Source organism: Niveispirillum sp., from assembly GCF_017996735.1.
Taxonomy (GTDB): Bacteria; Pseudomonadota; Alphaproteobacteria; order Azospirillales; family Azospirillaceae; genus Niveispirillum.
This window is the reverse complement of record NZ_JAGOGJ010000176.1, coordinates 1-11387: the sequence shown is the minus strand read 5'-3', so window position 1 is coordinate 11387 and position 11387 is coordinate 1. Positions and strand designations below refer to the sequence as shown.

The window sequence follows — 11387 nt, the reverse complement described above, 5'->3', positions numbered from 1 at the left end:
GTGGTGCCTGCTGGCAGACGGGACCTTGGCCAGTCTGACCCATTCCCCGCGCGATCAGGTACAAGCCTGGCACCGTCATCAGATGCAGGATGGCAAGGTCCTGTCCATCGCTTCGTTGCCGGAGCCGGGGGGCGACGCCCTGTATCTGGTGACGGAACGGACCGGGGCGGACAATGTGACCCGCCGGCGGGTGGAGCGTATGGCCGACCGGTGGAAGCCCGTGCGCGGCGAAAGTGACGCGCGCCGCGCCATGTTCCTGGACGCGGCGCGCAGTCGTGTCGGCACCAATGCCGTGACCAGCCTGACAGGCCTGGACCATCTGAACGGCCGCACCGTGCATGTGATGGCGGATGGTGCCGCCATCCCCCCGCGCACCGTCGTCAATGGCGCCATCACCCTGGACCAGCCGGCCAGGATCATCCATGCCGGGCTGCCCGTCGCCTATGCTCATGAAACGACCGACATCGACACGGGCGGCCCCATCGGCACGGGGCAGGCGCGCAACAAGTCGCTGGCCGGGTTGGAAGTGCTGGTTCATGCCACCATTGGGGCATCCATACAGGTGATCGTGGACGGCAAGCCGTCGGGACGCCCCACGCAGATCCCGTTCCGCCGCGCGCAGGACCCGATGGATACGGCCCCGCAACTGGTCGATGACTGGGTGCCGGTCGATATCGCCAATGCACGGGGCAAATCCCTGCGCCTGCGTATCGAGGGGCAGGACGCGTTGCCCGCAACCATCCTGTGTCTGGCCATCCAGACCGACGTGAACGAGCGCTGAGCATGTGCGACCCATTGACCATCGCCGCATCGGCCGCTGTCGTCGGCACCGGCATGTCCATCTATGGCCAGGTGAAGGCCGGCAAGGCGGCGAAAAAGGCAGCCGATGCAGAAGCCGCCAGCATCGAGCGGCAAGCCCGGTATGAGGAAGGCGATATCCGCGACGCGTTCGACCGGTATCGCGGACGGGCGGCGGCGCAGGTGGCGAAGTCCGGCCGCGCCATGGGCGGCAGTGCGCTGGACGTGATCGCCGACAGCGCGATTGAGGCCGAAAAGCAGATTGCCGCCGTGCGCACAGGGGCCGCGAGCCAGGCCAGTGCCACGCGCACGGCCGGAAAGAATGCCCGCAGCCAGGCCTATTGGAATGCCGCCGCGACAGGGATCAGCGGTGTATCGTCCATCCTGTCCACGGCCAATAGCTGGGGTGGCAGCGGCGGCAGCCAGCCATGGTCAACCGCCGCCGGCACCAGCACCGGGCGTGTGGCGGGGCCGGTATAATGGCCACCATCGACCGTTGGACCAGCCAGGGTCCCGGCCTGCCCGTCGTGCGGCAGCCGACGCCGGGACCCGGCATGGCCGTTGCCGGCGAAGCGCTGGCCCGTGCCGGCCTTGGGGCCATGCAGGATATCGGGCGGGAGCGCCAGCGCGCGGAAATCGAAGCGCAGCAGCGGGCCGAACAGGCGCAGCAGCAGCGCGATACGTTGGGGGTGGAACGCACCGTTGCCGAAGCCGACCTGTGGGCGGACCAGACAGTCAAGGACATGGCCGCCCAGGCGCCGGAAGGGGCCGATGGCTTTGAGGCCCAGGTGGGGGAGGCCTGGACGGCGCGGCGGGCGGAGATGTTGGCCAATGCGCAGGGCCTGTCCCCCTATGCGCGCGAGTTGCTGGCCACGCGCCTGGATACGCGGGTGGGTTCCCGCCTGTCCGCGCAGGCGGCGGATTTCGCCACAGGCTCCCGTGTCGCCAAACAGGTCAGCGATTTCGACGTGATCATGAACGCGCGGGCCAACCGGGTGATTTCCAACCCGGCGGCCCATGATGACGAGGCGCAGGATCTGGCGGGCCTGCTGACCCAATTGAACCTGCCGGCGGCCAAGCTGTCGGCGGTGGCGCAATCAGCGCGCGCCACGCTGGCCAAGGCGGCGGTATCGGGCCAGATCGACCGCGACCCGGCCACGGCCCTGCAATGGCTGGACGGCGGCCGGTTCGACAAGGCCCTGTCGCCGGACGATAAGGTACGCCTGCGCAATGGCGCAGAGGGGGCCTTGCGCACGCGTGAGGGCGAGGCGCGGCAGGCGGCCGCATTGGCGCGCGCCGAGATGCGCGCCGATATCGCGGACATGCAAACCGCCCTGCGCAGCGGGCGCATGGTGGATTACGACCCGCCCCGCATCATGGCGGTGATGGGGGAGAAGGACGGCCGGGCGGCCCTGGACGCGCTGGCCGATGCCGGACGGTACGGGGCCGATGCGGCGGCCATTCGCTATGCCAGTCCGGACGAGATCGCCGGCATGATGGCGCAGCGGCGCGACCAACAGGCGGCGAATGACGTTCGCGGGTTTGCCGACCGGCAGCAGGAAATGGCGTCGCTGGCCCGCATGGTGGCGGAACGCAACCGCGATCTGGCCGAGGACCCGGCGGGATATGTGGCGGCATCGCCATTGGTGGGGCAGCGCTGGCAGGAATACCAGAACGCGGACCCGGCGCAGAAAGCTGCCAGTTTTGGCGCCTATGTCACCGCCACGCTGGCCGAACAGGAACGGCTTGGCGTGCCGTCGCCATTGCGCCGTGTGCTCCCCAAGGATCAGGCGTCGTTACAGGTGGCGGCGCTAGCCCAGGCCAAACCGGAAGATGCCGCCGATGCCATGGCGCGGCAGGCGACGCTGTACGGCCGGCATTGGCCAGCCGCCTATCGCGATCTGGTGAAGGCAGGATTGAGCCGTGAGCATCAGGTTCTGGCCACCACAGACGATCCGGTGGGGCGCGTCAATCTGGCGGCGGCTCTGGCACAGGACAAGGACGCCCTGCGCCAGGCGGTGGGGAAGAACGCAAAGGAGATTGATGACACTGTCACGGGCGCCATGGCGCCGCTCTATGCCGCCCTGTCGTTGGCCCCGGACGGGCAGGAAATGGCGGCCAGTTATGACAAGGCGGTGCGGTTGCTGGCCTACCGCTATGCGTCGACCGGCATGGATGCCGGGGACGCGGCGACACGTGCGGCATCCCAGGTTGCCCTTGGTCGATGGGATTTCGTCGCGACCGGGGCAAACACCTATGCCATGGCGCCCAAGGGTGTTGGGGCAACGGCGGAGATGTGGGGGATGCGCCAAATGCTCCGGTTGCTGCCGGACCGCATCGCCGATCCGGGCGACCCGCGCGGACGTGTCACCGGCAACACCCCGGATCAGCGTCGGGAAAAGGCACTGGCCAGCGCCGAGCGGGGGGCGTGGCTGACCAATGAGGATAGCACAGGATGGATACGCGTCGGCGATGACGGCCAGCCGGTGCGGCTGGCCGATGGCTCCATCCTGTCCTTCAAATTTGAGGATATCGATCAATCGACTTTGGCCGCCCCTTACCAGATGGACGAACAGGGCATCAAGGCTGCCGCTGCCCGTCTGGGCTGGAGCGAAGAACGCACCCGCGCCTATTACGCGGAGCAGGATTGGGCACAGCGCGAAGCCATCGCCCGACGTGAAGGGAAACAGTGATGCCGGAAATCATCACGAAACCCATCGATCCCATCCGCGCGCTTGACGCCCTTGGCACCGACCGTTTCGCAGCATCCACCGGCGAGGTGCTGTCCGCCCTGTCCGAAGATACATGGGCGCGCAACCCGATGCCCGGTGCCTTCCGGTGGGGGCGGCGACAGGTCAGGGGACTTTGGGACGACAGCCGCACATTGACAGCCGAGGAAGCCAAGGCGGAATACGGGATCGATGGCCATCTGACGTTTGACGACGATATCAGCGAGATTGACGCGCGCGAACTGCGCGACCTGAAACAGGCGGAATTGCGCCGCCAGGACACGATGGCACGCGGGCGGGGCGGCTTTATCGAGGGCGCGGCCAGCATCGGAACCGGCTTAGTGATCAGTGCGCTGGACCCGCTGAACATCGCCGCATCCTTCATCCCCGTCGTCGGTCCGGCCCGTTATGCCCGGATGCTGGAACAGGCGGGGACGGCGGCGGGACGGGCGAGCGTCCGCGCCGGTGTCGGCGCCGTTGAGGGTGCCGTGGGTGCGGCTATCTTGGAACCCATCGTCTATGGCGTGGCCCGTTCCGAACAGGCGGATTACGACGCCTATGACAGCCTGACCAATCTGGCGTTCGGCACCATCCTTGGCGGCGGCCTGCATGTGGCCGGCGGGGCCATCGGCGATTGGGCAACGGGATGGAAGCCGCCCGGGCAGGTGATGGCAGAGGCGGCGGGGCCGCAGGGCCGTGATGCCGCCCTGCGCCAGGCCGTGGCCGCCGTCGCGGAAGATCGCACACCGGATGATGGTGTGCCGCTGGCGTTGCAGGTGGCGGGGGCAGAGCGCGCCAAGTGGCAGCCGCGCGGGCGGACGCCGGCTTTCAACCCGATCCAGGATGTTTTCGACGCTTCTGGTCGGCGCATCCAGACCAAGATGGAACTGGTGGAGGCCGATGATCTGGTCACGTCCAACACCGATGATCTGACCATCAATCCCGCCTATCCGGCGGAATTGCAGCCGCGCCAGCGCGAACGGGCTGTTGCCCAGGCGCAAATCCAGGAGATTGCCGCCAATCTGGAACCCGGCATGCTTGGCGCGTCACCCGATGCCGCCAGCGGTGCCCCTATTGTTGATGCCGCCCGCGTGGTGGAAAGCGGCAATGGCCGCGTGCTGGCCATCCGCCGCGCCTATGCCGAAGGGAGCGACAAAGCCGCGTCCTATCGCGCGTGGCTGGAAGGCCAGGGGCACCGCACCGCCGGCATGAACAAGCCCGTGCTGGTGCGCCGCCGCATCACGGAATTGTCACCCGAGGACCGGCGCGCCTTCACGGTGGACGCGCAGAAGGCAGCCACCCTTGACCTGTCCGCGTCAGAGCGGGCCGGTGCCGACGCGAAACTTCTGGACGATCTGTTGCCGATGATGCAGGGGGCGGATATCGGCGCGGCCGGGAATGCGCCATTCATTCGGGCCTTCGTTGCGCGGCTGGACAAGGGCGCCAAGGGCAGCCTGATCAATGAGGCGGGCTTGCTGAGCCCCGACGGCACACGGCGCATCAATGCCGCCCTGTTGGCGCGGGCCTTTGACGACAAGGACCTGTTGGCCCGTATGCTGGAAGGCGGGGAGGATGGCAACCGCGCGCTGGCCGGCGCCATGCTGGATATCGCGCCGGATTGGGCGCGCATGCGGGCGGCGGCGGCGCGCGGGGAAATTGCGCCCGTCGATCCCACGCCGGACATGCTGGCGGCCGTAAAGCGTATCCGCGACCAGCGAGCGCAGGGCCGGCCGCTGGCCGAAATCCGGGCGCAACCGGACATGTGGAACACGGCCAGCACAGGGGAAGATTTTTTCCTGCGCATGCTGCTGACGGAAAACCGCAACGGGGAAACCGTGCTGGCCAGCCGTGCCGCCATCGGCCGTGAACTGGGCCGTTATATGGATGAGGCGCGCAAGACCAGCCCCATGCCGGACATGTTCGCCGGCATGGTGGGACCCGACGGCCAGCGCTACGACGCGCCGTCCACGCCGGAACAGATCCTGGCAGCCCTGGAAAAGCGGCGCGACGTGATGCCGGGCATGGCGGATGACAGTGACGCCCGCGTGGCGGCGGAGGCCGAGGCGGTGGCAGCGAAGCCCCCCGCCGATGCGGCGGAACTGGACGCGGAGATTGCCGCCCTGGACGCGGAAATCAAGGCGGCCGGCGATCTGGCCGATCTGGGCGACCCGGTCCTGCGGGACGCAAAGGCATTGGCCGATGAAGCGGCCGCCCGTGCGCGGCAGGTGGAAGCCGCATCCTTCTGTCTGCTGAGGGCAGCGTAATGGCCATTGAGGATTGCCGCGCGGCGGTAGAGGCGGCCGGCGGCAAGCCGGTCAGCATAGAAGACCTGACAGAGATGTGGGATGAGTTGCAGGCGCGGGCCGATAATATCCGCCGCGAGCGCCCCAGCCTGTCGCAGGCGGCGTTGATCAAGCAGGCCGCCGATGACATGGCGGCCGAAGCGCAGATGGCGGCGCGCATCGAAATGCGCAATGCCAAAATGAACCTGACCAAGCGTATCCGGCGGCGCGGCCAGATCGAGGAAATGGCCCGGCAGTTGGGCGGGCAACGCGGCGCCGATCTGGCCCTTGCCATCGAGGCGAAGCTTGTCGGCATCAACAGCGCCGTGCGCGGTGCGCGCCTGTCGGTGGATGCGACGGGCGTCGCCATGGCCCGGATGTGGGCCAATGGCCTGACGGCGGAGATGGACAAGGCGGGCCTGTTCAATGCCGTCAGGGGCGGAACACTGGACCGGGCCATTGCACAGGAATTGTGGGCGCTGTCGAAGGGCCAGAAGCCGGGCGCCAGCGGCAACAAATCGGCGCAAAAGGCCGCCGGCATCATCTATCGCTATCAGCGTCTGTCCGTGGAAGCCATGAACCGGGAAGGTGCCTGGGTCGGGCAGGTGGAGGGCTATATCACCCGGCAGGCGCATGATGCGGACCGGATGGTCAATGCGGGCTATCAGGCATGGCGGGATGCCATCGCCCCGCGCCTGGACGAACGGACGTTCGAGGGCGTTGGAGACCGTGAGGATTTCCTGCGCAGCGTCTTCAAGGCCGTGACGACGGGCGTGCATCTGGACGCGGACGGGTTGACCGGCTTCAAGGACCCGGCCTTCAAGGGGCCGTCCAATCTGGCCAAAAAACTGTCGGCACAACGCACCCTGCATTTCAAGGATGCCGACGCCTGGATGGATTATCAGCAGGCATTCGGGTCCCGCAACATCATTGAAAGCATCCTGCGGGGGCTGGACCGGGCAGCGCGGTCAACCGCGCTGATGCGGGAATATGGCACCAATCCCCGCGCCGAATTCGAGGCGGATATCCAGCATCTGCGGGAGACGTGGCGCGACAGGGACGCCGAGGCCGTGACGCGGTTGGGTAACCGTGTCGGGGCATTGAATAACCAGATGGACGAACTGGACGGCACGGCCGCCAGTCCCGTCAACCGTGTGCTGGCGCGCATCGGCGCCGGCGTTCGCACCTGGCAGAGCCTGTCCAAGTTGGGTGGTGTTGTTTTGTCGGCGGTGACCGATGTGCATTTCAAGGCCACGGAACTGCGCTATCAGGGCATCAATTTGTTGGAAGGCTACACTGACGGCCTGACTGCCCTGGGTCGCGGTCGCGGCAGCGACGCGGAACGGGAGGTGATGGATCTTCTGGGTGCCGGCCTGGAAGGTTCCGTTGGCAGCATCGCCAGCCGTTTCGATAGCGGGGACCATGTTCCTGGTAACCTGTCGGCACTAGCCAACATCTATTTCCGATGGTCCGGCCTGACCTACTGGACCGATGCGCAGCGGGCGGGTGCCGAGATCATCATGTCGCGGCACCTTGGCGGCTTGAAAGGCCAGGATTGGGCGGCCCTACAGGAAGAGACGCGGCGGGTGCTGTCGCTGTTCGATATCGGCGCCGAAGAATGGCGGGCGCTGAATAGCGTGGAATGGGCGCAGGCCAACGGCAAGGGGCACCTGACGCCCGACCGGGCGCGCATGCTGTCGGACGAGGTGACAGACGGGTTGATGCCGGCGAAGGTGCGGCAGATCGGGGACGCGTTCGCCGCCCGCCTGGAACGGGCGGAACTGTCCGTGCAGTCCCTGACCAAGCGGCTGGAAAAGCTGGACGGGCAGTTGCAGGCGGCCCGTGAGCGTCTGTCCCGTGATCCAGAAGCGGAGGATGTGAAAACGACGCTGGCGGCATGGGAAAAGCAGGCGAACGGCATTCGCCGCTTGCGCGACGGCATCGTTGAAATGCGAGATGGGGACAAAAGCCCCAATCAGGTATTGGCCCTGATGCGACGGGAAATGGACTGGCTGGCCAAGGGTGCCCGCCAGATCGGGGAGAAAGGCCAGCGCGCCAGCGACCGGGCCGCGCGACAGGATGCCGGGGCACGGACGCGGGCGGAGGGGTTGCCGGGGGAAATCCAGGACCTGGAAACCCGGCTGCTGACCCAGATGGAGGAACTGGCCGCGCTGCCTGCCCGCTATGAAGAGGAATTGTCACGGGCGCGGACGGAGGTGCGCGAAGATTTAGCCCTAAAGCTGACCAGTTACTTCAGCGACCGGGGGAAGTATGCCGTGCTTGAACCGGGTGCGCGGGAACGCGCGATCCTGCGCCAGGGCACACGGGCGGGCACACCGGTAGGTGAGGCCCTGCGCACCATCATGCAGTTCAAGGCCTTCCCCGTGGCAATGATCACGAAGGTGTGGGGCCGCGAGATCTATGGCGGGCAGGCCGGGCAGGCGCGGGCCGCCGGCATCTTCCATATGATGGTCGGCAGCATGGTATTCGGCTATCTGGCCATGACGGCGAAAGATGCCTTCAAAGGCCGGTGGCCGCCCCGTGATCCGACAGACCCGAAGACATGGGGGGCGGCGTTCGCCCAGGGTGGTGGCGCCGGCATCTATGGTGACTTCCTGGTCGGCAAATATAGCCGCTTCGGCAATAGCGCCCTGGAAACGGTCGCCGGTCCGACCTTATCCAGCGTTGCAGACGTCGTGAACCTGTGGGCCGCCACGCGCGGCGGCGACGGCCGGGCCGCCACCGCTTTGCGTATTGCGCTGGCCAATACGCCCTTTGCCAACCTGTTCTATGCCCGCATCGCGGCCGATTACCTGTTTCTCTATCAGGTTCAGGAAGCCATGAACCCCGGTTTCCTGCGCCGGATGGAACGGCGCCTGAAAGAGGAAAACGGGCAGCGCTTCATCATCCCGCCTTCCACCGTCGTCAACGGAGACTGACCCATGGCCATCGAGAACACGGCCAGCCAGATCGCCTATGTCTGCGACGGCATATCCACCGCGTTTCCCACGGCCTGGCCGATCCTGGACGGGGAAAGCGTGCGCGTCATCGAAGAAATGGAGGCGACGGGCGCGGCCAGGCCGTTGACCCTCAATGTGGATTACACAGTACAGGTGCAGGGTGATGACCCGGAAACGGGACAGCCAGGTCAAGGCCTGGTGCGGGTGATCGGGGCGGCCCCGTCTGCCGGGCGGCGGTGGCATCTGTTGCGGGATACGCGGGCGGTGCAGCCTGTGCAGTTGCGGTCAGCATCCGCGCTGCCGTCGCAGCGGGTGGAACGCACAATCGACCGTCAGGCCATGGTGGCGCAGGAAAGCCGGCGCGACGCAAGCAAGGCCGTGCGGGTGCCCGATCATGAAACCGTGGATATGGCCCTTCCCGTGGCGAAAACGCGGGCGCAAAAGCTGCTGGCCTTTGACGCGGACGGGCGGCCGGCGGCGCCGAATTTCAGCACCGATCAGGTCGCGGCCATCATCGACAGCGCGACATTGCTGTTGCTGGCCGGGTCCGCGCATGAATTCGTGTCGGACGGGACCACCACTGTCTGGCCGCTGCCCGCCGAATGGGGGCTGATTTACGCGGTCGTGTCGCTGCTGGTGAATATCGGCGGGGTGGGCGGTCAGACGGGGGCATACAGCCTGACCGACGGTGCCGCCCATGGATATCCGGGCCGCACGGTCATTGTGTTTCCCCAGCCGCTGCCCGTGCATGTGCCGGTTGAAGTCAGAATACCCCCTGCCGCCTATGCCGATGGCGCCCTTGCCGCACAGGCCGCCGCAGAGCAGGCAGCCAGTGCGGCAATCGCCGCAGAGGCGCAGCTTGCCGGCTATGTCGCGGTGCTGCTGGACGGCCAGGCGCTGAAATTGCTGGCGGGGTCGATACATAGGTTTGTGTCCGATGGGTCCGCCACTGTCTGGCCACTGCCCGCCGAATGGGGGCTGATTTACGCGGCTGTGTCGCTGTTGGTGAATATCGGCGGGGTGGGCGGGCAGACGGGGGCATACAGCCTGACCGATGGTGCCGCCCATGGATATCCGGGCCGCACGGTCATTGTCTTTCCCCAGCCGCTGCCCGTGCATGTGCCGGTAGAGGTGCGTGTACCGCCAGCCGCGAGCACTGAGGACGTGGTAGCCGCCCACGACGCAACGCTTGTGTACCGTGACCAGGCCGCCGAGAGCGCAGCCGGGGCGGACGCGGCGCGGGGGCAGGCGCAGGGACATGCGGGGGCGGCTGCCGGCAGCGCCATCACCGCCGGCACGGCCAAGGTGCAGGCGGAAGCGGCGCGGGATCAGGCGCAGGGACATGCGGGGGCTGCTGCCGGCGGCGCCACCAGCGCCTGGACGGCCAAGGCGGGGGCGGAAGCGGCGCGGGATCAGGCGCAGGGACATGCGGGGGCTGCTGCCGGCGGCGCCACCAGCGCCTGGACGGCCAAGGCGGGGGCGGAAGCGGCGCGGGATCAGGCGCAGGGACACGCTGCTGCTGCTGCGGGCAGCGTGTCCGGGATCATCGTGCCGTTGATGCAGATGACGACAGCCTATGTTCGGGCGGCGACCCGATATCTCGATCTGACCGGGGAGTTGTAACATGAGCGTGGAGACGGAGTTAGCGGCGCTGACGACAGCGGTTGATGCGTTGTCCGTATCGGCGGGGGCCAAGGCCAGCGCGCTGAACGCTGCTGTGTCGTTGGCCGCCGGCAGTGCGGGGGCGGCCGCCGCCGACCGGGTGCAGACGGGCGTGGATAGGGCCGCCACTGGTACGGCGCTGGCCACGGCACAGGCGCTGGTTGGGGCGGCTGGTACAGGAACGGCGACGGGGCTGGCCTATGCCGCGGCGACCAAGAGCTTGGCGGCGGCGGCCGATGTGATCGCGGTTGGTTTCTATGACCGCCGCCTGGATAACGATGGCGGCGCATGGGGTGATCGCCCCGGCCGATCCTGGTATTGGGAGCTGTTGGGCACCGCTACGCGTGGGGTCACACGACGTTTTCCCGTCGTGGTCTTTTGGGTTTTGCGGACCTCCGGTTTTACGATTTATGACCTGCATGACCTGGATGCCAGCGGGATGCCCCGCATGTGGATGGATTTCCCGGTTGCGTCCTCACCCTGGTGGACTGTGCCTGCCTATAGCAAGGCCGCGTACATGTCTCATGGTCGGCTATGGATATGCACCTCAGATGGTGCCGGTAACGGGCGGTTGCACGAGATCAATTTCGCACTGGACACGATTACGCGACGTTCTGTTGCTGCGCTCGGTTTTGTTCCCGGTGGCATTGCGACCGCGAGGTTCACCACCCCGACCTCAACGACGGCCGGCGGTGTGGCCTCATCCGATTGCCTCGATGTTCACGCGCGCGTCATCCCTGGCGGCCCGCTGGACAGTGCCGGCCTGCCGATCCCGACCGTGGCCGTGGCGACGGCGGCAGGGGCTTCGGTAATCTATCCATGGGGCGCCGTCTACGACCGCTGCACGGATTTTTCAGTGGCGCGAGTATTGCTGGATGAAGCGGGGTCGCTGCTGGTCTACAGGTCTGTGGGGACAACTTATGGCCTGTTGAGCCCCGATGGCAGGGGGCTCGTAT

Annotated in this window: 6 protein-coding genes and 1 pseudogene; all 7 read left to right on the top strand. The window is 67.0% G+C overall.

What is annotated here, in order from left to right; genetic code table 11:
* Nucleotides 1-781: pseudogene (locus KBA48_RS29925) on the top strand (hypothetical protein); the annotation flags it as partial.
* 2 nt (nt 782-783) lie between these two features.
* Complete coding sequence (locus tag KBA48_RS29920) at nt 784-1278, top strand: hypothetical protein (protein ID WP_292912349.1); 495 nt, start codon at nt 784-786, stop codon at nt 1276-1278.
* Nucleotides 1278-3491, top strand: coding sequence for a hypothetical protein (locus tag KBA48_RS29915; RefSeq protein WP_292912348.1), 2214 nt, complete (start codon nt 1278-1280; stop codon nt 3489-3491). Before KBA48_RS29920 ends, KBA48_RS29915 begins: the two co-directional genes overlap by 1 nt.
* The gene (locus KBA48_RS29910) at nt 3491-5791 is read left to right on the top strand and encodes a hypothetical protein (protein ID WP_292912347.1); all 2301 of its coding nucleotides are present in this window, start codon (nt 3491-3493) and stop codon (nt 5789-5791) included. Before KBA48_RS29915 ends, KBA48_RS29910 begins: the two co-directional genes overlap by 1 nt.
* Nucleotides 5791-8748 carry a hypothetical protein gene (locus KBA48_RS29905; RefSeq protein WP_292912346.1) on the top strand — a complete coding sequence of 986 codons (2958 nt, stop codon included), beginning with the start codon at nt 5791-5793 and terminating at the stop codon, nt 8746-8748. The genes KBA48_RS29910 and KBA48_RS29905 overlap by 1 nt, the downstream gene beginning before the upstream one ends.
* A 3-nt stretch (nt 8749-8751) precedes the next feature.
* Nucleotides 8752-10392, top strand: coding sequence for a hypothetical protein (locus tag KBA48_RS29900; protein WP_292912345.1), 1641 nt, complete (start codon nt 8752-8754; stop codon nt 10390-10392).
* A 1-nt stretch (nt 10393) separates the two neighbouring features.
* Nucleotides 10394-11387, top strand: a 994-nt coding sequence (locus KBA48_RS29895) for a hypothetical protein (protein WP_292912344.1), incomplete at its 3' end; no start/stop codon positions are given.